Here is a 22,353-nt window from a genome sequence, read left to right on the forward strand (position 1 = left end):
TTGTATGAAGATTTGGAAAAAAATTTTGCGTGGTGCTGTGGTGCTGTTGTGTTTTTTTTGCAGTGCCTATATTGGATGGGTTCTTTTAGGACCAGAAAATATTCCTCAATGTCGTCATGAAAGGCAGGCCTTTCGTGCCACTCCTTCCCTCAAGTCGGATACGGCAGCTGTGGTGAATGGAAAGGTGATTGATTCCCGTTGTGTGAAACGTCGTGTTGATTTACTGGAGGGTGATTCTATTGCCATACTTCAAGAGAGTCTCCGTGAATTGGTTACTCTGGAGCTTCTCTATCAACATGCACAAAAAAATGGAGTTGAGATATCCCCGCGGGCGGGGAATATTCGTGCAAATATTGTGGCAAGTTCCTTTCCCAGTCGGGAGGAGTATCTCGATTTTTTTAAAGCAGCGCGACTACACGGAGGAAGAGTATGCCCAAGAGTGGTATCAAAAGGTAACCATAGATATTTTTGTGGAGGAACAGGTAGAACGTCATCTTTTGGAAAAGGCTGCAGAAAACCTTGATGACACACTCTTTGAAGCGTATGTGGAAAATATTGATTCTGTCGTACGAAATTATATGGATATTCGTATTGATTCTCTTTTTTCTGTTGCTGATATACAGGTGTTTTAAAATGAGGACCGCCGACGGATTTACCCTTATTGAGTTACTTGTTTCCATTATGATACTGGGGTTTCTCACGGCCTTGCTTATTCCTGCAGGGGGTGTTATCAGTGAACGCCGATTGTACCAAAAGACCGAAGAAAAACTTGCGGCCATCGGTGAAGCTATTTTGGGTCCTCACCGCCGGTTTGATGATTCCGGGATGCCTCATTTTCAGGGCTTTGTTAACGATATGGGAGGGTTGCCGCGGCTCTATTATGCTACAACAGATGCCACGGGGAAGCTTGTTTTTATCGATTCGGTAACCTCCAATAATGCCTCCTGTCCGGATATTGGTTTTACGGGAGCAGCGGGTGCACAGCCCCTTGAGCTGTGGGAAAACCGTGATAGTCTTTCTTATTGGAAGGGTCCCTATTTCTTACGTCCTCAAAACACCCCCCGGAAACATGACTGGGATTACACCCTCGGCGGTGGTGAACGTCGCCGGTTTCTTTTGGAAGAAAACAGAAATCATCTTACCGATGCATGGGGTCGTTCACTGGTTGTTTATGCAGATAGTCTGCTTGATTCCGGTCGTCCGGCAAATCTTATCTTTCTCAGTGCGGGGCCGAGCGGAATGTATGACCTGGATGATACTACAGCTCGGGCGAATGCAGATAATATATCCATGAAAATATCTCAACAGGAATGGGAATCTGTGTTTAAAAAGCGCTGGGAGCAGCAATCTAAAGAACTTCATAGAGCCGTGTGTGGTCCCGGAGGGTTTCTTACCCATGTACGGGATATTGCCCCCCTCACCGGTTCCTATGTACGACATGCTGGCACGGTATATCGATGTACGGTTGGACATGATTCTTCGTCTTCTTTCGAACCCAATAAATGGGAGGCGATTGCTTCGTTGAGTGGCGCTGGCTGGGTGGAAGATTTTACGCCCCATGAGCGGTATTATGCTGTCCCGGACTCCCTTTTTATGCTTACAACCAATACGGATGCCTTCAATAATGAGTATATACCTTCTTTTAGTGGTGACTCATGTGGTGTTATAATGGATGAAGATACGGTATACTATCCAATTCACGGTGGGTGGCGTGGGCCGTATCTCCGTGCTGGATATTCTCTTCGTGATCCCTGGCAGAAGATCATACGGGCTGAGCGGGATTTTTCGGGAAATATTGTGTTTCGTGGTGGAGGAACCCCCTTTACCGTTTATTTTAACGAAGTTACGGGAGTTTTAGGTTTGAAAAAAGAGAGTTCTGTATCAGCCTGTTTTATGAAGAGCGGGAAGAAAAAAGTAGATACCCTTTCAACGCAGGCAGAACCGTTTATTCACGGAACGTATCTTCTGAAAACGGACGGGGGCGTACAATATATCGGCCTACAGGCAGGGGATATTATTGACACACTTACTCTGGAGGATGAATGAAAAAACAGAATAAACGTCGTTCCTATGTGGTGTATCCACGAATACAATTCCCCCTGGCAGGGGTTGTCATTATTACCGCTGGAGGCTCTTTTCTTATCAGTGCCTTGCTGCTTTCGGCATATTTTTTAATGCATTTTACTCCCCGTTTGGTATACCCGATCAATCACCAGCTGATGCTCCTTTTGGGCATGGGATTCTGCGTACTTCTCGTTGTTATTTCATATCTTTTATTCAAATTTTCCCATCGTGTTGTGGGTCCTGTGATAAAATTACAACGGGCGCTACATGCGTTGTCTGAAAACCCCGGAGCGGCAGAGCCTATTGCCTTTCGTCGGAAAGATTTCTTTACACAAACGGCTGTATCCTATAATCAGATTTGCCAGTATTGTAAAGAAAGAGAACGTATTCGCAGGGAGATGCGAAGTGTTATTGAAAAAATAAACCAGGATAAACTCTCCGTAAAAGAGGGGGGTATTCTGCTTGAAAAACTGTATAACACGGATGCCGATTTGATATGAATGTGGCATCTGCTCTTATCACCACCGCCCTTTCACTGGGAATTGTTGCGACGCATCAGGATGAAATTGAAGCGTTTATCACAGAGGTAATCCACGAGGTGCAGATGGTGACCACTGCCGCAAACATGCGTACAATAACGCAATTGCTTGATATGGAATATATTCAACGGCGGCGGTATCCCCGTGAAGATGATTTCCTTGCGTGGGTAGAAAAGAATACTCAACAACGTCTCTTGGAAAAGGATTTGGTTGATTCGTGGGGAAATCCCTTCATATATACGACAGGGAAAAATGGGAAAAGTTTTGAACTCCGGAGTAACGGTCCCGATGGCATTGCTGGAACAGATGATGATTTGGTTATTACCGGTCCGTAATGCATTTACAATACGGTGGCACCACAACGGGATATTGAAAAAGTCTATGGCCTCTTTTTTGTCTTCTCTTGGTATTGAAAAGGTATTGAACGGGCTGTTGTCATCCTCCTATTTTTTCTTAAGTTATGCGGAAGTTGTTTTTTTAGAATACTCTTGATATGTGAGGCTGATATTTCATATATTAGGCAAAACTAACTTGTTTTCCGTGAGTGTTATGGACAACAAAAAAGATACGATAATTCCTTCTCATATCCTGCGGGATATCTCCAAAGCTCTTGCAGGGCTTTCCTATGGGGAGGTGAGTATCACTGTTCATGACGGCAGGATCGTTCAAATAGAGCGTAAAGAAAAGAAACGCTATTAAGTAGTGGCCACCATACCAGTGGAGCCTTTCCATATACTGTAGATCAGCCAAAGCAGACAACTGCACGGGTTTATGATCATGGAGGAGGTTTTGTATGAACGTTATATTAGGTATGGTGTGCATTATCGTTTTTTTTCGATCTGCTAGTACCGCTGAAGTGTATTGCCTTGGTGATGTTTTTGTCCGTGACGATGTGAGTATTTCCCGTGAAGTACAGGGTGAGAAAGCCATGCGGATCGATTCAGTGTTTATTGCTGAGTCTGGTGCTGCAACTACTGAAGATCTATTGCATCGTGTTCCTGGCGTGTCTGTGCGCACGTATATGGGTGGACAGCGTCTTTCAATTAACGGTCTCGATGGTCGATATACCAAGATTCTTGTAGATGGTATTGCTCTTTCGGGAGATGTAAATGGCGCTTTTCCTATAGAGAGTATTCCCCTTTCTGAAATTGCTGCGGTAGAAATCGTGCGCGGTCCCGGATCATCACTCTATGGAAGTGATGCCGTGGGTGGTGTGATAAATATAATTACCCATGACGGACAGGGGGTAAAACCTTTTTCTCTTGGAGTGAGCAGCGGATATGAAACAAATATTGTTTCAGTAAAATGGGATGAGCCCGGTTTTTCAGATCCGGACGTCTCTGATCGGACCCGCTGGGGCGGTGTGTACACCGGTGACATTCGCGCTCGATACCGAGGAGAACAGATATCAGTTTCCGCCCATGGCGGTCTGTATAAAAATTTCGGGGCCCTGGATACCATTGCCGGACGCCGTTTTACCCGATATCTTCATAGTATTGGCGAAGAGACCCGCCTGAACCACGGGGGAAGCATTTCTACACAGGAAGGGCCCCTTTGTTTCAGCGAATTGGGATATCGCCTCGGCACCACAGAGCGAGTGTATTCTGCCACGGAGAGTGAGCAGATTACATCGTGGCGTCGTCGCCGTGAACTCATTTTTCGTGGTAATACCCTTGCTTCAGATAATCTTCTTTTCGAGGGGCATCTTTCTGTTCAACGTTTTGAGACGGAGCGGGAGCGGTATAATTTTGACCATGAGCGTATCTCCGATGAATCTCATACGAAGTTTCCTCGTATCAACGGCCAGGTTCAGTCGGTTATTTTTGGTGAGGTGGTGGAGTCAACCATCGGCATTGAAGGAACCTACGAAGGAGTGCAGGATGACGGCCTTGATGAGGGCGAGCAGTTTGGCTCTGCGGCGGCTCTTTTTGGTCAGAGTCGTATTATACCCCGTGAAGCGGGGGCTTTAACCCTTATTCCCGGTATTCGTTTCGGCTATAACAGCAGGTTTGACAATGTTATTGTGCCCAGCTTCAGCTCTCGTCTTGATTTTTTCAGTGGCTTTTTTGCCCGGGCTGCCCTGGGAAAGGGCTATCTTGCTCCCTCTTTTCAGCAGAATTATCGCAAAGACTGGGTTCATACGGGGGGGAGTTTTGTCCTATCGGGTAATCCTGATCTTGAGCCGGAAACATCCTGGGGAGGTAATGTGAGTATTGGCTCAGAGACGGACCGGTTTTCCTGGGAAGTGTATGGGCATGGTACCCGTGTCTGGGATCAGATTGCCACGCAGCAGATATCAGATGAAGGGGGAATTACCGACGATGGAGAGTTTTATCGTGCCGTTCGTGCCTATGTAAATCTTGACTCTGTGCAGACCTACGGAGGGGACATCTCTCTTTCCTATACATCTGAGTTCAATCTTATGGGATCTCTCACCTATTCATATCTTTATTCACAATTTTGGGATGCAGAGGGAGTGGCTCGCGAAGCAGAGCTCTATTCTCCCCATGGGGTATCGGCATCCCTTTCATGGAGTGTTCCTGCGGGGCAGGTGTTTTCCCCCGTTGTTTCCGGGAGTTTTGTCTGGCAGGATGAGCAGATACAGGACAGCGAGTCGGGAAGTACCATTCCTTCTGATTTTGATATAAATACCCAGGTTCATACAGGGGTTGGGGAGCATTTTTCTGTTTCCCTCGGTGTTCGTAACCTGCTGGATAATACCGTCCGTGAGCTCAATCAGACGACGGGAAGAACCATGTGGATACAGGTTGGATATGAGTTGTAACTTTTTTACTAAGGAGATATGTATGAAACAGCTTTTTTTGTGGGTTGCTGTGAGCATGGTTGCATTTTTTGCAGGGTGTTCAGACAGTACGGGAAGTGATGACAATGGTGGAGATCCTGCGGAGTATGTTATTGATACTGCCAATGTGGATTATAACGGTATAAACCGGGTCGTCTACTATAATTTTCGTACCCGGGAAAAGTGGGAGATGCCCCGCTCTTCATGGGATATTGCCGTGGGAGATGATCTCTACGTGATATCCAATTCCGGTGAATATGGCAGTGGTGTTCACGTTTATGCTACGGGGGATACCACATTCTCTAAGGATTATTCTCATATGGAAGGGAGTGATGACTTTGTTCCCACCTATATTGATGACAATCCCCTCGGGCATTCATGGCTTGATATGACATCCATGCCGCCGGAGTTTACAAGGGAAGTTTTTCTTATTCGTTCCGGTGATGATGCGTACTATAAAATCCAGTTTGTAAATGCCACCATGGGTGGTGGTGTTGAGATGCGTATTGATAGTCCTGACGGTGATGGCGGTGAGGTGCACACCTTTGGTCCTGCCAACGACCGTGAATACACCAGTATTCATTTAGGAGATCGCCGACAGGTTACGGCTTTTCCGCCCCATGATGAGTGGCATATCCGTTTCGGTCGAACGGAGTGGTCCATGGGAGATCGTATTGGGGGAAGAAGCTCCATTGCCATAAACAGCAGTGCCGGTATGGAGGCGGTGATACTTCCCGATACGGACATTGAAGAAGTGACCAGTGTTGGTTCCCGGGAATTTGCAGATGACCCTCTTGGTATCGGACATAACTGGTATACCTTTGACCATGATGAGCGTGTGTTCAGTGTGGATCCTGCCACGTCTCTGATTCGACTTCCGGATAATTCTGTGGTAAAAATGCAGATACACACCTTTTACGGGCCCGGGGGGGAACAGTTTTGGTGTGACTTTGAATATCTCTTTGCCAATGAAGACGGGATCTTTGAGCAGTAAGGGTTGTATGGTATGAACGTAACCTTTGTATTTATGCTCCTCCTCGGTGCGGGGGGAGCTGTTATTACCCAATCAATTATCGATCGGTGGTGGAGGAAGGCTATATTGCCGCTCCTTTTTCTGCTTGTGCCTCTTTTTTCGGCCCCCCACATTCTTGATACAAGCAGTGTTGCGGTGCAGAAGTTTTTTATGGATCCGGCCTTTGTGTCTCTTCTTTCACTTTTTATGATTTGTGAAGGGGTAATCGGTATTTTCCTCGGACTCCGTATTGTTCAGCGCCATTATCAGGGCAGGGATGTAACCTTTGGGGAGATTTTCTTCTATCTGCCCCCCACATCAGCCCTTGCAGGGGTATTGTGGTTTCCCTATCAGATGCTCTTTTTGTATCCCGGTGCGTCTTCTCTCTGGCTTATTGAACGTACTGCTGTTGCTTTGGTGACCCTGTTTTGTATTCTTTCTGTTCTTCTCCGCCGTGTAATAGCGCCGTGGGGAATTCGTGTGGAGATGAAATTGCTGCTGTACCTTGTGCAGATTGTGGTGGCGGCCTTTCTTCCCCTGTTAATACATCCGCCTGAAATTTATGCCGATGAGGTGTCCAGCACTGTGCCCACATTTCCTCTGTGGGTGCTTTTTGCTGGTTTCGGGTGTATTGCTTTCGGTTTTTTCTTTCGTCTTGTATGTGTTTCAAAAGGAGTTTTTCGTGGATCAGATTAATCAGCTTCTCTTTTTTATCTCAGATGGCATGCTTATTCCGGTTATCGTCGTTTTGCTGTTTTTCTTTGGGCGTTCATTAATTATGGTGGGTGGTTTTTTCGGCCTGGCGGTGCAACGTTTTGGTGCACGGTCGGTGCGGGATAAGCATCTTGGGGCCGTACGGGGGGAGGCACCACGGGCTGCGTGTCTGGCCTTGTCAGAACAGGATAAAACCATCTTTTCCCGTGCGGTGCAGGCCCTTGTATCCGCTACAGGAGACCCTGCGCGAATGGATCGGGTTCTTTCTGAGGCAGAGTTGAGTTATCACAGCGAATGCGAAGGTGCAAAGGTGATCATGAAGGTTGGCCCCATGCTGGGGCTTATGGGAACAATCATTCCCATGGGACCAGCCCTCACTGGTCTTGCCACGGGAGATATCGGTATGATGGCTCTGAATATGCAGGTTGCCTTCGGTACAACCGTGGTTGGTCTTTTTTGCGGCATTGTCGGTTTTGTCCTCAGTAGTATTAAACGGCGTTGGTTTGCTCGTGATATTATTGACCTTACTTATGTGCGGGAGGTGCTGGATGCAGAAGTGTAGACGGGGTGTCTCCTTTTTGCAGGAACAGGGGGAGGAAGATCCCATAAGCAGTGTGGCCAATCTTTTTGATGTGGGAATGGTCTTTGCCGTATCCCTTATGGTAGCCATGGTGAGCTTTATGCATATGAGTGACTTTCTTACGGGAGAGTCCTCTACAATTGTGAAAAATCCGGGACAGGATAATATGGAAATCATCCGTCGGGAGGGTGAACGTATTGAACGTTACAGAGCCTCAGAAAATCAAAGCGGTTCATCCGAGGGGACAGGTCGCCGTGTGGGTTCTGCCTATGAACTTGAAAATGGTGAGATTATTTACATCCCGGAATAGCACCGTGTACTGAGGGAAATATGAACGATGTTTCTCACTGATCATGTCCATGCGGTAGCAGTATTCGTATCCATTGTACGGTAAAATATTAGAATAGGATTGAGGTATATGAAAAAAGGTGTATTTATCGGAATTGCTCTTCTCATAGCTCTGGCAGGGTATGGGGTATGGGAGTATCATCTGCGTCCTACGCGCATTCTTTTTGTAAATTTTCGTGACTGGCAGGTTGCATCCCATGTGGATGCAGGGGATAATTTTTTTCTTCGTATCGACCGTATCGATACCGATGAAATATCCCTTGCTACACTTCGGAAATACGATGTGGTCTATCTTTTTGGTATGGGGTTGCGTTTAAGCGAGGAACAGCGTGATGCTGTTATTGAAGCAGGACGCCGGGGGGTATCTATATTCACCTATGCCTCCAATACTCAAGAAGATGATATGTCTACGGTGGATCCCCTCTCTGCCGAAACCATGCAGGCATATATGGCAAATCAGTCTACGGAAAATATGGCGGCCCTCTTGCGGTACAGTCGTGCCTATCTCCATGGACGTTCCTTTGGTGTGGGGGATGTCCCTGAGCTGGTGGTTCTCCCCGGAGAGTATTTCTCCCATCCCGATCTTGACAAGGTATATGAAGAGTATGCCGCCTATGAACTTGCTTATGCAGAACTTCCCCAGTATCACCCGGAGGGAAAAAAGGTCCTCATGATGACCTCAAATATCGGTATGGAGGATGAAAGCGGATCCCTTCCATACCGGGCTGTTTTACGTGCCCTGGAAGCACAGGGAATGCGGGTATATGCTCTGTCGGGTATGCGGAACCGCCTTGCCTATGCGCAAAAGGTGCAGCCCGATGCGCTGGTTCTATTTGCCCATGGGCGTTTTGCCATGGGGCAGCCCCATGAGTCTGAAAAGCTTCTGGAGGAGTTGAATGTTCCCCTCTTTGCTCCGCTCCTGGTGCGTGAGAAAAAAGAGGAGTGGATACGTAGCCAGCAGGGGATGAGTGGGGGGCTTATGGGACAGAGTATTGCCGCTCCTGAAATTGATGGTGCCATCGCGCCCTTTGCCGTGGGGGCCTTGTCAGAAAATGAACAGGGGTTTCAGGTCTTTGTGCCGATTCAGGAACGGGTGGACCGCTTTGCCCGTACGGTGCACAACTATGTCTCTTTACAGGATACTCCCGTAGAGGAAAAACGCCTTGCCGTTGTGTATTTTAAAGGTCCGGGACAAAACGCCATGGTGGCGGGGGGGCTTGAGGTTGCCCCATCCCTGCTACATTTTCTTCGCTCCCTGAAAGAGGCGGGGTATACCACGGGCCCCCTCCCGGAAACGGTGGAAGAGTTTGCGCGTATTGTGAATACGAAGGGGATACGACCGGGGCCCTATGCGGAAGGTACTATTGCACAGCTTCAGGAAATGGATATTCCCCGAATTCATGTGGACAGTTTAACCGCATGGATGGGCACGGCCCTGCCGGAAGAACTTCGTGCTTCTGTGGAAGAGCGGTACGGACCGCCCCCGGGGGACTATCTTATCAGGGAAGACAGCCTTCTCACGCTTCCTGCGATCAGTTTTGGCAATATTGTCTTGCTTCCCCAGCTCATGCCCGCCCTCGGTGATGATGATTTTTCCCTGATTCACGGCGCGGAGGTTGCTCCGCCCTATCCCTACATAGCCACATATCTTTGGGCACGAAAGGGGCATAGGGCAGATGCGCTTGTTCATTTTGGCACCCACGGGAGTCTTGAGTTTACTCCCTGGAAACAGGCCCCCTTGTCCAGTTATGACTGGCCCGACATCCTCATGGGAGAACTTCCGCACTACTATTATTATACTATTAATAATATCGGTGAAGCAATCATCGCCAAACGTCGTACCTATGCCGGTATTGTTTCTCATCTCACGCCTCCCTTTCGTCGTGCAGAGCTCTATGGCGGGTTTCAGGATCTTCATCGCATGGTGCACGACTACGAGCTTGTGGAAGATGCGGGGCATGAATCAGCTCTAAGTGATGAGCTTGAAGGAATGATTCTTTCTCTGGTAGAAGAGCTCGGCCTTCATCGTGATCTCTCTTTTCCTGATGATTTTATTTCCGTCATGGATGCGGATGATATTATTGATGAAGTACATCGATACCTGCATGAGGTGGAGGCGGAAGTAATTACGGAAGGGTTGTATACCCTGGGAAAACCTTATACCCAAGAGCAGGTAGAGCGTACGGTTGTCGAGATGTTTGGTGAAAATCTTGCCCATGGGAAATTTCGTCATGCTCGCGCAATCGGGCAAATTACGGAAGATTTGCGGGAAGATCTGCACTGGTTTGAAGAGAACTTTCTTGATGCAGCCCGTGACGATGTTACGTCGTTTTTCGCCGGGAAGGAATTCACCCTTCTTTCTTCTCATGAACGGCGGCGTCTTGCCTATCTGCAGGAAGTTATACCCTCTGATGCAAGTGAACCGGCAGATCTCATGGCGGATATGATCGCCATGGGAACGCAAACCGAATCTGACGAGAGGTGTGATCTTTCCCCGGAGGAGCTTTCGCGTATTCTCACCTCTCTCCTTGCCGACAAAACTCACCGTTCCATTGTCCATTCCCTTGAAGACAGTGAGCGGTACGAACGATTGCGCAGTATGATTTCACCAGAAAATCTCCAGCGGGCTCGAAGGATGAGCCGGGTTATTCCGCCCATGGCAGATGCCGTTGCCTTCATGGAAACGCCCGAGGGGCTTTCGCTCATGCGGTATATGGACTCACCCAAGCGTCGTCAAAACGTGCTTGCCCTTGTTTCAGACAGTGCCCGTGATGCGGAGGTGGAACAATACCGATTGAAACAGAATAAAAAACGTGTGCAGCGACTCAATAGGGCGGAAGAATTATTTCTTTCCCTTGTTCGGCAAGAGTATTCCCCACAGATGTGGAAGGACTCGTCCCTTTCTGCATTGGAGAACAGTGATACTCTTCTTGCAATCTTTATCAGCCTTGATACGCTCTCCGGTGCAGAAGTATATCTTTCGTCGTCGCTGCAGATGCTTGCCGATCAGGATGCCGTTGTTTCCTTATTACAACAGCGACAAAGAGAACTCCAGCAGATACGGGAGGCACGACGGGAGAAATATGGCGAGGAAAAAAATGCCCTGGAATATCTTGCCGGACTGGAGGAGGAGATTCCCCGGGTGGCCTATGCTCTGCAGGAGAGCTCTGCCATAGAGATGGAACGCATGCTCAATGCCCTTTCCGGTGGATTTTCCCCGCCATCAACGGGCGGGGATGCCGTGCATAATCCTCGGGCAGTCCCCACGGGACGAAATCTCTATGGTATTGACGCAGAAACAACACCGGGGCTGGCAGCATGGAATGCTGGTACTGCCTTGGCAGATCAATTAATTGCTGCGGAAAAATCCCGTACGGGAGGATATCCACGAAAGGCGGCCTTTACCCTCTGGGGCGGAGAATTTGTCCGTGACCGTGGAATTACCATTGCGCAGATACTTTCCCTTCTCGGGGTTGAACCGGTTCGTTCGTCCACGGGACGTGTGACGGATGTGCGGCTTATTTCCTCGGAGGAGTTGGGACGCCCCCGTATTGACGTGGTGGTACAAACCTCCGGGCAGTTTCGCGATATTGCCGCATCGCGCCTGTTTCTCATAGATCAGGCGGTCCAGCTTGCTGCTGCGGCAGAGGATGATGTGTACCCCAATTATGTTCGAAAGGCAACTGTGGAGGCAGAGCGTGCCCTTATGGAAGAGGGATACTCCCCACGAAAGGCCCGTGAGTTTTCAACAGCTCGTATTTTCGGCGGGGTGAATGGGAATTACGGGACCGGTATTCAGGGGCTTGTGGAGTCGGGCGACCGCTGGGACAGCGATACGGTTATCGCCGATCAATATTTGCAGAATATGGGTGCCGTATATACGCAGAATAATTGGGGCGAGTTTCATACGGGCCTTTTTTCAGCAGCCCTGACACATACGGATGTGTTGGTACAGAGTCGTTCCTCCAATACCACGGGCCCCCTTTCCCTCGATCATAACTATGAATTTATGGGTGGCTTAAATACGGCTATCACCCGGGTAACTGGTGAAGAAGCACAGGGGTATTTTACGGATGTTCGCAACCCCAACCGCCATAGAATGGTTGATGCAAAGGAGGCCATATGGACCGAGGCACGATCCACCATTCTCAATCCCAATTATATCACCCCTCTTTTGGAAGGGGGCGCGTCGTCGGCAGAGGTCTTTGCTGAAACCGTGCGAAACACCTTTGGCTGGAATGCCACAAAGGCGTCGGTGATTGATGAGGAGCTGTGGGAGGAGTATTACGAAACTCTCATTGAAGATCACCATGACCTGGGTATCCGTGATTTCTTCGAAGAGGTAAACCCCTATGCTTTGCAGGAGGTGACTGCGGTTATGCTGGAAACGGTGCGAAAAGAGATGTGGGATGCCGATTCAGCGGTCATCCAGGAGCTTGCCGACATCCATGTGTCCCTTGTGGCAGAGCATGATGCCGGATGCAGTGGGTTTGTCTGTGATAACCCCTTGTTACAGGAGATGATTTCTGAGACGGTTTCACAGGAAAAGCGTACCTCCTATGCAGAGAATATTGCCGCCGTCAGAAATCCCCGGGGAGAGTCCCTGTCTGCCGATAATTCTGTACGTCTTGAGAAGGAGACCCTTACAGATACCCTCCAGCGCATTGTGCAGGATAATCGCCCGGTAATTATGGGGATTGGCGTAATTCTTCTCATGTTGATTGTTCCCTGTATCGTACAACGACGTATGTAGCGGGGCAAGGCGTACGAGGGGCTTCTCGTACGCATCTTCTGGGAGTCTCTGAGAAAGACGAATATATTCGATGTCTCATCGAGGCTCCACTGAACGTGAGAACCTCACTCATGAAAGGCAGGCATGGGAGCTCTATCTATGGGGCAAAATTTATTCGTATCTTGAAAAATTCTCTTCTCTTACTCAGCAAAGAGAAATATATCCTCCTGGGCATACTCCATTGCTCGGCGAAATGACCGATGGGGCTTCGCTTGAAAGATAGTGGTATCTTGAAGCTTTATATGAAGAACGGCTGAATCGGAGAAGACAAGCTCCTGAAAATCCCTGTTTGAGATATGCGAGGTATAGCGATAGGTTTTGTCTGAATGTCGTTGGTAGAGGGGAGAGATATCATGAAGATGCAGGGTGTCACCATTGTAGGAGAAGAATACTTGAGAGAGTGGGGCAGAAAGACGCTAGGAAGGGGAGAGGGTAAAGTTGCACCGTGTCTTTGTTGTGTCGTGTTGTATGTAGGTGAAATCTATCCGTACGTCCATGGTACGGGAGGTGAGTCTGCTGGGGCGAATAAAATATTGATGGGTATTGTTGCTACGGAAAAACGTTTCGATATATGTTCGCGAGGTACAGGATATGCAGAAAATACAGAGGCTTACTATGCAGAGGTATTTCATGAAAGCGTTCTCCGAATAAATTACGGGAACGGAACACTCCGTTCCCGCAGAAATGTATGGTGTGGCATCTTACTCACCGGTAACAATGGTAGTATATCGCCGAACGAAATTAAGAAACAAGAGTTCATATTTTGAATCAACCGTAGAAATCTCTGAGATTCCGCCGTTTTTGGCAGCGGTTTTAATGCTTGCATCACCGCCATCAAAGAAAAACCCAAGGACTTGTACGGTTTCGGCTTCACCAACCTTTGATCCAACGGGGTTGCTCGTGGCGTTTACGGGTGCTGTGGCAGAACACCCCACAAGGGTAATGACCAGTGCTGTTGCTCCCACGATACTGAGTAATTTCTTCATATTCTTCTCCTTGATTATACTATACAATCCTTACTATATTGATAAGCTATATGATTGAGCCCTGCAGATTCAACCATTTTTTTTAATTTTGTGAAAAGTGAGTTCCTGTTCAGCCTGGAAATCTTCGTCGAAAGATGAGGTAATAAATGTACGATGAGCCTCTACATGAAAGTATGGCCTCATCTCACAACAAGCCGATTATTTTGTAACTAATTGTTCTCGTAGCTCCTCGAGGGGAGAGGTTGGAGTATACAAAAAGAGCTGCCCCGAAAGAGCAGCTCTTGTATAGTTTCTCCTCAGAGGAGTCGCTTATTCCATTTGCTCAAGCATTTCAAGCTGACGGAGAAGTTCCTCTTCCTCTGACTCAAGATCTTGCAGTTCACGCATCGCATCGTCATCCTCTGAAACGGTGCTTTGCTCGGAGGCACGTCCCAAGGTGTAGTTGACAAGCTGTTCGATGCTTCGACGATCTTGGGCAAAGAACCGATCGCGTTCAAGTTCATCTAAGGCCCGATGATACGCGCGAACAGTTTCTTCAATACTTTCGCGCACTTGATTTAAGCTATCTTTTTGTGTTTCCACATACGAGCTATAGGTTGTTTGCGCGAGGCGGTTTGCCGAATTTGCCAGATCAAAATATTCTGTTCTGCTTTCATAATACGCTTCTTCCTTATCGGCAAGGTCCTCCTCTGTTGGAGGTGTAAAGTCCTCAAGGGCGCGACTCATGGGCGTCAATACCTGTACCGCATCATCCCAATCATCATTCATCATGTGATAGTAGGCCAGAATAACCGACGCTTCAGCACGAAGAACAGGATTATCAGTTGCTTCAATCAGGTCGCGAGAGTAGTTACGGCAGTCACGCCAGTTCTGTACCTTAAAAGCTGACCATGCTTTACCCACCAAAGCATCAAGATAATACTGGCTATCGTCATCCACTTCCCGCAGAGAGGCAATGGCTTGAGGATATTGCCCATTATTAAAATAGTAGTATCCTAAGAGGGCGTAAGAACGATTTTTGATTTCCCGTTGTAAATCAACTTGTCGCTCTTCTAAATAGGTTTCTGCCTCTACACTGAGAGGAGCTTGAATGACATTATCCAAGTGAAGTTTCACCGCATCAAAATCACCATTTCGAGCCTCTGCAGTAGCAAGAGAATGCTGAGCGAATATGTAGTATTCATGCTCGCGGGGTACTTGGGAGAAATGGGTTATTGCACGGTTTGTATTGCCTTGAGCAAGCTCTTGTTCGCCCATGTAGTAGTAGGCTTGATTGCTGATAGAGTCTGCAACTACAGAGCGAGTGAGTTCTGAGAACTGGCTACTTACTTCTTGGGTCAGTCCTTCACGATAGTTTAAACGAAGCAGCCCCATCCGTGCAATGTCGACCGTGCTTTGCGAAGCAGGGAACTCTGTAAGCACCTTGTTATAGTTTTCCATGGCAAGCTCACGCATCTCCATTTCCTCTTGACTGCGGGCAATGTAGTAGGTGGCAAGGTGATTTCGAGGAAACTCGGGATATTCCACAGTGATTCGTCCGAAAAGAAACATGGCGTCCCAAAATTCACCTGCGGAGTAGTGACGCATGGCACGTCGCCACAAATCACCCACATTAATCATATGGCGCTCAGCCATGCGACGTGCCCATTTTTGCTCACGGTGGAGTCCAATTTCACTGCGGAGATACACACTGTGGGCAAAGGCATTATCGTCTTCATACATGCTTATGTACTGATAGTTGGCCTGGAAATCTCTTCCGCCAAAAACCGTTGGTACATTGAGCCCCCCGGCAAGACCGATATAATTATTCCCCACAAGGCCATAGACGTTTACCATCTGCATCATCCAGAACCCAATTCGACTGTTGAAATCAAACTCAATGGAACCGTCGCCGGGAACCAGTTGTGCCTGTCCATCCACAACCTCTACATCAAAGTACTCGTCAAGGCTGGTAAAGTCTTTAAAGTCAAGATCAATTCCGGCATCAATTCTGCCATCCCACATTTTCCCCATCCAAGAGAGTTTCGCATTAATTGACTGCTGCTGAAGCTCTTCAAATTCAAAGTCTGGTGAGAGGGCATTCTGAAAACTTAACCCAATAATATGTTCGCCGAGAACGGGATTGTTCATTAAACGGTAGGAGGCACCAACATCAAGGGCAATACCCTGTATGGGGTCGCCGAAGTTTGGAATTTGATAGTAGATGAGGTTGGCACCAACGCTTAATCGGTTCCATGGGTTAATGGCATAGGATGCCATGAAATGGGTGTGGTTATCTTGCCACGAATCTCCCGTGGGGGAGAAGGTATTTGTACCGGGATCCCAGAGATACCCTTCAATTTCTTCAGAGGAGTTTACCCCGAGAACTGAGAGCCCAACTGACTGGTATAACCCAATGGGATAGGTAATCCCCGCTTCATAGAGGGTAAAGGTTCCTCCGAGACTTGGAGAAAACACCCCCCGTACAGAGGCGTAGTTTTCTTCGGTCATAAAGGCAGGGTTTGTCGCCGGAGAGTGTCGTGAAAAGAGGTCACGCCACCGTTGGGTAATGTAGTATTCGCCGGGCAACCCGTCAGCATACACTTGAACTGCCATGACGGCGGTAATAAGGACAATCGCATATATCTGTCTGCTTAATCTCGTGAAGTTCATTATATATCCTTCCCTTTCCTATTCAGTGTATCTGATTCCAATGACGTTGCCATCTCGTGATCGAATTGCGCAGCATCCCTGGGAGCGACGAAAGTCCATACCGACACGGGGAGAACGAAAATCTGGTCGAAATTGAAAATTCCCCGGAGGAAATTCATAAAATTGATTTAAGTTTTCCCAAAAATTATTCTCCGTGATAATCGAGGCGGCTGATTCGCTGCTCCATTGTGCTCCAAATTTCTGATTGTACGCAACAATGTTTTTCTTAAATGTAACTTCTGATTGTCCACCGAGCCAGAGACCAAAACCGCCGTTATGGGCGATGGTATTATACTCAATTTCTCCCGTTGTTGACTTGGCATCCCAGGTTACAATACCACTGCCGCGGTTAAAGGCAATGAGGTTGTCTTCCATTTGCGGAGCATACCGCACAGCCACCACGCCGGTCATCCAGTTCTGTATAATTTCACAATTCTTTATTTTGGCCCGTTCAGATTTGCTGAATACACCGATAGTACCGTTTTTAATGACAAAGCCGTCGATAACACTCCCACGATTGAGCTCCACCACAGTACCGCGTCCACCGCCATCAATGATCGCTTCGTGTTTCACCTCCGCCTTCAAGACCACATCGGGCGGAACCAGTATCTGTTCTTCATAGATACCTCTTTTAACAAGCACCGTATCTCCCGGCTGTGCCTGCACAAAGGCAGAAAGTATTGATCTCATACCGGAAGAGGGCACAACGAGTACTTCACCATTACTGTCTGCCCCCATGAAAATGAGAAAAAAGAGGGCGGTCAAAAGGGTCTGCTTCAACTTCATATGGAGCACTCCATGGGTTTATTATTTATGATCATATATCCGTGAGCCTAAACGTCCCCTATCCGTAGCATCAAAGGAACTGCGTGACGAGCTTGGAAAATTGAAGTTACCGCTTCGGGCATCGATAAATTCAGGATCGTAGGAAAAATTATCTTCGGGAAGGGCCATGTTAAACTCTATGTTTCCGAAGTAATTGTTGTTTTCCTGTACCACGGTCACCTCCGGGCCCTGCACTTGCAAGGTGAGTCGTTTGTTGTAGGCAACAATATTGTTGCGGACATGAATTTCCGCTTCACCACCAAGGGAGATTCCGTGGTTTTCATTGTGAGCGATGGTATTGTGTTCTATAGAGCCGTTATACGCTTTATCATCAACCCAAATCTGAATACCGGAGCCGCCATTTCGATATATTATGTTATCCCGTATTTCCGGTACGGCAATAATTGATGATATACCGCTATTCCTGTTGCGTGATATGCGGCACTCCGCGATGGTATTATCAAGGCCACGACTGAAAACCCCAATGCGCCCGTTCTGTACCTGTACGCCGCGGAGAGTTGCGTTGTTGGTAAGGGTAACCACATGCTCGGCTCCAACACCGTTGAGCACTGCGCCGTGCAGGTTCTGAGATACCACGGTCACTCCCGGAGGAATCGGGAATTCTCCATAGTAATTTCCATCTTCTAACACGATGGTTGTGCCAGATTGGGCCGATTGCAGGGCCTCGCGTAAGGCACTTCCCCGAGGGGAAACCACAATCTCTTCAGCGGGAACAGGTAGAGTCATTACTGTCTGCATAAGAAGTACCAAGGTGATCCTTTTTAAAAACTGTCTTCCCACATACATACGCTGTTTCAACAGGCAATTCTCCGTATTAAGTTATAAAGATAACACCAAATGTGCCGTTTTGCAAAAAAAAGACCGTTCTATGAAAATAATATGCCTTGGGAGAAACAAGTGGGCGATTCTCATATTTTCTGTCTTTTCTTTTGTCATAAATTCTTCCTGTGCTCCTATCTTCTCGAATTTCTTCGAAAACTTTCTTCAATGATCTCCGTAAGGAGTTGCGTATAGCTGTTTCCCTGTGAGAGATACGACTTTGGCAAAAGTGAGGCCGGGGTGAAGCCGGGAAGGGTGTTGACCTCTAAGACAAAGGGGGTTCCGCCGTGGACTATCATGTCAGTACGGGAGTAGACGGAACATTCAAGGCTGATATGCACCGCTCGCGCTGTTCTCTCGAGAAGCTCCACGAGTTCAGGAGCATGTGGTACGGGAACAATCTCCTCGGATTTTCCCTTATATTTTGCATCATAATCAAAATATGTTCCCTCCGTGGGTTTGATATACACCGGGGGTAAGGCTTGTACACCCTCTGCTGTTTCCATGACGGGACAGGAAAACTCTTCTCCTTCGATATAGGTTTCTACCAATACCGACGGGGCATACTGTGAGTACTCTTCGAGAAGACCGTGCAACTCTTCTTTTGTATGGGCAATTCCCATGAGTTTGGAAGAGCCCGATTGTGGGCATTTTACAAAACAGGGAAACCCGTGTCGTGCGGCGATATGAGGAATTTTTTCCGGCTCATTTCGATAGAGAGTATAGGGTGGTGTCGGTATACCGCTTGCTTCAAATATTTTCTTGGCTAAGCCCTTATGCATTCCCAGGGCACTTGCGCTAACTGCACTTCCGGTATAGGCAACGCCAATAGTTTCCAGATATCCTTGAAATACTCCATCTTCTCCAAATTCTCCGTGGAGGGCATTAAAACAGATATCACAGTTATTCCAGACTGAAACAGCTCCACGTGGTGAATAGGGGCCGCGGAACCGAGAAGATTCTTTCGGGGTGTGGAGATCTTCCTCGGTGATGGCATCACCTGTTTCGGCAAAGTAGAACTGTCTTTTTTCGTCGATAAGGACAACCGCAGGGATGTATCGTTCACGATCAAGATTGCGTAGTATTTCAAGACCTGTTTGCAGGGATATCTCTCGCTCTTGCGACGGGCCTCCCATGGCGATAGTAACATGTTTTTTCATCGTATATAACTCCTTCTCTGTTTCCTTCAAAATAAAAAATGGGAAGGTTGAAAAACCTTCCCACGATAAAATTGGAGAAAAATGGGATCACAGAGCTTTTGCAGCGATCAATTTTTCCCGAATCCATGAAAGCGCCTCCGACTCAGCAATGGTAACCTGCTCTTTTGTATCACGGTCACGAATTGTCACGGTTCCCTGTTCGAGTGTATCCGTGTCAATGGTAATACACCAGCATGTTCCAATTTCATCTTGCCGTGCATAGCGTTTTCCTATTGAAGAATTTGCTTCCATCTGTGCGGAGATACCATTTTGTAAAAACTCTGTGTACAGGGCTTGTGCACGTTCTGGCATGCCGTCACGTTTTACTAAGGGGAGCACCGCCACCTTGTACGGCGCGATGGCTGGGTGAAAGGAAAGCAACTTCCGTTTTCCCTTACCCTCTCCTTCTTCACGGTAGGCGTCACAGAGAAAGGCGAGGGTTGCACGGTCTGCCCCCGCTGAGGGTTCGATAACATAGGGGGTATAATGAGTGTTTTCTTGCTCGTCAAAATAGGTAAGATGTTTCCCGCTTCCTTCACTGTGGGCTTTTAAATCGAAGTCGGTTCGATTGGCAACACCTTCCAATTCGCTCCAGCCAAAGGGGAATTTATACTCCATATCGACACAGGCCTTTGCATAATGGGCCAGTTCATCTTCAGCGTGATCACGGAGGGTGAGGTTTTCCTCTGCGATACCGTGGTTTATATACCATTGATAGCGAGCATCTCTCCAGTAGGAATACCACTCTTCATCCGTACCGGGTTTTACAAAGAACTCAAGTTCCATTTGCTCAAACTCCCGTGTACGGAAGGTATAATTTCCCGGAGTAATTTCATTGCGGAAGGATTTTCCTACTTGTCCAATGCCGAAGGGGATTTTTTTGCGAGTTGCGCGCTGAACATTGACAAAATTTACAAAAATACCTTGGGCTGTTTCGGGGCGAAGATACACCGTGGCAGAACTGTCTTCTACGGGGCCCATGAAGGTTCGAAAAAGGAGGTTGAAGTTTCGTACTTCTGACAAAAGGCCACCATTTTCCGGGCTAAAGGCGGTTGTATTTGTTACCTCTTCCATGGTTTCGCCGAGAAGCTCAGCTTTTTCAATGCCATGTTTTACCTTGTAGTACTCGCGCGCAGTTTTTCGTGCCTTATCAAATTGTGCCTTATGAGTGGCCAGTACTTTGTATTCCCGATCCGATTCTTTCCCGCTTTTTGCGTCCTTGGCTCCGGTAAAGGTAAGGACGGTTCCGCTTTGCGGCTCTATGTGGTCTGTTCGAAAGCGGTTGCCCGTGAGAAGACAGTCTGCCATGGGATCGGAAAAGCCGTCAAGGTGTCCTGATGATTTCCAAACCTTGGGATGCATGAGTATGGAGGCGTCCAAGCCAACCACATCTTCACGCTCTGCGATAACGGACCGCCACCACGCATTTTTCACATTGCGCTTGAGCTCTACCCCTGCCGGACCATAGTCCCAACAGCTGGTAAGACCACCGTATATCTCGCTGGATTGAAATATGAATCCCCGTCGTTTCGCCAGGGAGATTATCTTTGACATTTTATCGTCTTCACGACCGGCTCTTGGCATATAAAATCCTTTGGGTTAAACCGTACTGCACTGGCTAAAATAATATATGCAGAGATGATATTGCGAAGATTGGCTAATTGGTGGTGCTTTTGTTTTTTCCTTTCCCTCGATCAATTCCTATGGTATACTCATTTTTTTGGAGATATGAGTACCCTTATGAAAGCACATCCGATTCTTGTTGCTGATGATGATATGACTACACAATTACTCCTGCAAAATGCATTGGAGGAGTGGGGCTACTCGGTTATTGTGCGGGATAATGGCATTGAGGCCTTAGAGATTATTAATAGCGGTGCTGTTTCTGTTGCCCTGTTAGATTGGGATATGCCTGGCTATGACGGTATTACCGTGTGTCGCCGTCTCATGAAACAGAAGTGTGAGTCCTCCGTATATCGTATTCTTCTTACGGCGAAGGAAGGGAGTGAAAACATTTCCCGGGGGCTTGAAGCGGGCGCACATGACTACATTATAAAACCCTTTGATCCAATTATTCTGCAATCGAGGATTCGAGCGGGATTACGCTTTTACAAATTAGAAAAATCTCTCTTTGATCGAAACCGTGCCTTACGCAAATATGCCTTTGAGATGGAGCGTCTGGCCCAAGAACGGGCGGAACAGCTGATTCACGCAGATCGTTTAACCACCATTGGAATGCTGACGGCGGGGGTGGCCCATGAAGTGAATAATCCAAGTACCTTCATCAGCGGGAATATCTCAATTCTGAAAGAGTTATGGCCACTCATACGGCGTGGGCTTCACGGACTTCGTGAAGAGGTTTCTCCTGAAGATGCTTCTCGCCTCGATTTTGCCATAGAGGAAATTCCCCCCATTCTCTCAGCCATGGAATCGGGGGTGAATCGTATTGGGAAAATCGTCGAGGGGTTAAAGCTCTATGCCAGAAAAGATTCCATTGAACAAACAGAATTCTCCTTAGCTGCGTTGATACATGATTCGCTCGCCTTGCTGCAGGCATCCTTAAAAAATATAGCCCTTGATCTAGAAGTGGATGACTCGCTTATGGTGTATGGAGATTACCAAAAGGTGGAGCAGGTTCTGGTGAATCTTCTCGTTAACGCCGTAGATGAGTTACACTCTCTGGAGGGCCGTGAGCAGCGTATTCGTATTGCTACAGAGGAGGATGACAAAGATGTATGGGTACATGTGCATGATACCGGACCGGGCATTGCAGAATCGGTGCGGGAAAAACTTTTTTCTCCTTTTTTTACCACCAAAGAGCCGGGAAAAGGGACCGGTTTAGGGTTGTCAATCTGCGCGGGAATTATAGAACAACATGGAGGAACAATTCGCGCTTCCTCCTCAGAGCTTGGTGGTGCTCTCTTTTCATTCTCAATACCGAAACATTCAACATAAAGGAT

At 47.7% G+C, this 22,353-nt stretch carries 19 protein-coding genes; 13 read left to right on the forward strand and 6 right to left on the reverse strand.

What is annotated here, in order from left to right; genetic code table 11:
• The first annotated feature begins 4 nt into the window (after positions 1-4).
• The 12 genes from CALK_RS08535 to CALK_RS12295 all read left to right on the forward strand — a co-directional run bounded on the left by CALK_RS08535 (position 5) and on the right by CALK_RS12295 (position 12,813).
• Positions 5-523: a SurA N-terminal domain-containing protein gene (locus CALK_RS08535; RefSeq protein WP_022637280.1), complete on the forward strand. Its 519-nt coding sequence runs from the start codon at positions 5-7 to the stop codon at positions 521-523.
• Entirely contained in the window at positions 498-632 is a 135-nt protein-coding gene (locus CALK_RS13370) for a hypothetical protein (RefSeq protein WP_022637281.1), read from the forward strand. The genes CALK_RS08535 and CALK_RS13370 overlap by 26 nt, the downstream gene beginning before the upstream one ends.
• A gap of 1 nt (position 633) precedes the next feature.
• Positions 634-2,046, forward strand: coding sequence for a type II secretion system protein (locus tag CALK_RS08540; RefSeq protein ID WP_022637282.1), 1,413 nt, complete (start codon positions 634-636; stop codon positions 2,044-2,046).
• Positions 2,043-2,564, forward strand: a complete 522-nt coding sequence (locus CALK_RS08545; RefSeq protein WP_022637283.1) for a hypothetical protein — start codon at positions 2,043-2,045, stop codon at positions 2,562-2,564. Before CALK_RS08540 ends, CALK_RS08545 begins: the two co-directional genes overlap by 4 nt.
• Entirely contained in the window at positions 2,561-2,938 is a 378-nt protein-coding gene (locus CALK_RS12290) for a type II secretion system protein GspG (protein ID WP_022637284.1), read from the forward strand. The genes CALK_RS08545 and CALK_RS12290 overlap by 4 nt, the downstream gene beginning before the upstream one ends.
• 214 nt (positions 2,939-3,152) lie before the next feature.
• Positions 3,153-3,302: a YezD family protein gene (locus CALK_RS12590; protein WP_022637285.1), complete on the forward strand. Its 150-nt coding sequence runs from the start codon at positions 3,153-3,155 to the stop codon at positions 3,300-3,302.
• Positions 3,303-3,396: 94 nt separating this feature from the next.
• Positions 3,397-5,388: a TonB-dependent receptor plug domain-containing protein gene (locus CALK_RS08555; RefSeq protein ID WP_022637286.1), complete on the forward strand. Its 1,992-nt coding sequence runs from the start codon at positions 3,397-3,399 to the stop codon at positions 5,386-5,388.
• 22 nt (positions 5,389-5,410) lie between these two features.
• The gene (locus tag CALK_RS08560; RefSeq protein WP_022637287.1) at positions 5,411-6,400 is read left to right on the forward strand and encodes an HmuY family protein; all 990 of its coding nucleotides are present in this window, start codon (positions 5,411-5,413) and stop codon (positions 6,398-6,400) included.
• 12 nt (positions 6,401-6,412) lie between these two features.
• On the forward strand, positions 6,413-7,114 hold the full coding sequence (locus CALK_RS13040; RefSeq protein ID WP_022637288.1) for a hypothetical protein: 702 nt from the start codon (positions 6,413-6,415) through the stop codon (positions 7,112-7,114).
• Positions 7,101-7,694: a MotA/TolQ/ExbB proton channel family protein gene (locus tag CALK_RS08570; RefSeq protein WP_022637289.1), complete on the forward strand. Its 594-nt coding sequence runs from the start codon at positions 7,101-7,103 to the stop codon at positions 7,692-7,694. Before CALK_RS13040 ends, CALK_RS08570 begins: the two co-directional genes overlap by 14 nt.
• Positions 7,681-8,022 (forward strand): DUF2149 domain-containing protein, encoded by a 342-nt coding sequence (locus CALK_RS08575; RefSeq protein ID WP_022637290.1) that lies wholly within the window; start codon positions 7,681-7,683, stop codon positions 8,020-8,022. The genes CALK_RS08570 and CALK_RS08575 overlap by 14 nt, the downstream gene beginning before the upstream one ends.
• A 108-nt stretch (positions 8,023-8,130) precedes the next feature.
• Positions 8,131-12,813 (forward strand): cobaltochelatase subunit CobN, encoded by a 4,683-nt coding sequence (locus tag CALK_RS12295; RefSeq protein ID WP_022637291.1) that lies wholly within the window; start codon positions 8,131-8,133, stop codon positions 12,811-12,813.
• A 740-nt stretch (positions 12,814-13,553) separates the two neighbouring features.
• On the opposite strand, the gene CALK_RS08590 is transcribed toward CALK_RS12295, so the two are convergent.
• The 6 genes from CALK_RS08590 to CALK_RS08615 form a co-directional block, all read right to left on the reverse strand.
• Complete coding sequence (locus CALK_RS08590) at positions 13,554-13,838, reverse strand: TRL domain-containing protein (RefSeq protein WP_022637293.1); 285 nt, start codon at positions 13,836-13,838, stop codon at positions 13,554-13,556.
• A 309-nt stretch (positions 13,839-14,147) separates the two neighbouring features.
• Positions 14,148-16,490: a tetratricopeptide repeat protein gene (locus tag CALK_RS08595; protein ID WP_022637294.1), complete on the reverse strand. Its 2,343-nt coding sequence runs from the start codon at positions 16,488-16,490 to the stop codon at positions 14,148-14,150.
• An 18-nt stretch (positions 16,491-16,508) separates the two neighbouring features.
• Positions 16,509-17,315: a right-handed parallel beta-helix repeat-containing protein gene (locus CALK_RS08600; RefSeq protein WP_022637295.1), complete on the reverse strand. Its 807-nt coding sequence runs from the start codon at positions 17,313-17,315 to the stop codon at positions 16,509-16,511.
• Between the two features lie 21 nt (positions 17,316-17,336).
• Positions 17,337-18,173 (reverse strand): right-handed parallel beta-helix repeat-containing protein, encoded by an 837-nt coding sequence (locus CALK_RS08605; protein WP_034637542.1) that lies wholly within the window; start codon positions 18,171-18,173, stop codon positions 17,337-17,339.
• A gap of 155 nt (positions 18,174-18,328) precedes the next feature.
• A complete protein-coding gene (locus CALK_RS08610; RefSeq protein ID WP_022637297.1) occupies positions 18,329-19,354 on the reverse strand; it encodes a D-alanine--D-alanine ligase family protein in 1,026 nt (341 codons plus the stop codon).
• Positions 19,355-19,441: 87 nt separating this feature from the next.
• Entirely contained in the window at positions 19,442-20,977 is a 1,536-nt protein-coding gene (locus CALK_RS08615) for a glycine--tRNA ligase (protein WP_022637298.1), read from the reverse strand.
• Between the two features lie 144 nt (positions 20,978-21,121).
• Here CALK_RS08615 and CALK_RS08620 point away from each other — a divergent pair, with 144 nt between their 5' ends.
• Positions 21,122-22,348 (forward strand): sensor histidine kinase, encoded by a 1,227-nt coding sequence (locus CALK_RS08620; protein WP_022637299.1) that lies wholly within the window; start codon positions 21,122-21,124, stop codon positions 22,346-22,348.
• Positions 22,349-22,353: the final 5 nt, after the last annotated feature.

This window comes from Chitinivibrio alkaliphilus ACht1, from assembly GCF_000474745.1.
Lineage (GTDB): Bacteria > Fibrobacterota > Chitinivibrionia > Chitinivibrionales > Chitinivibrionaceae > Chitinivibrio > Chitinivibrio alkaliphilus.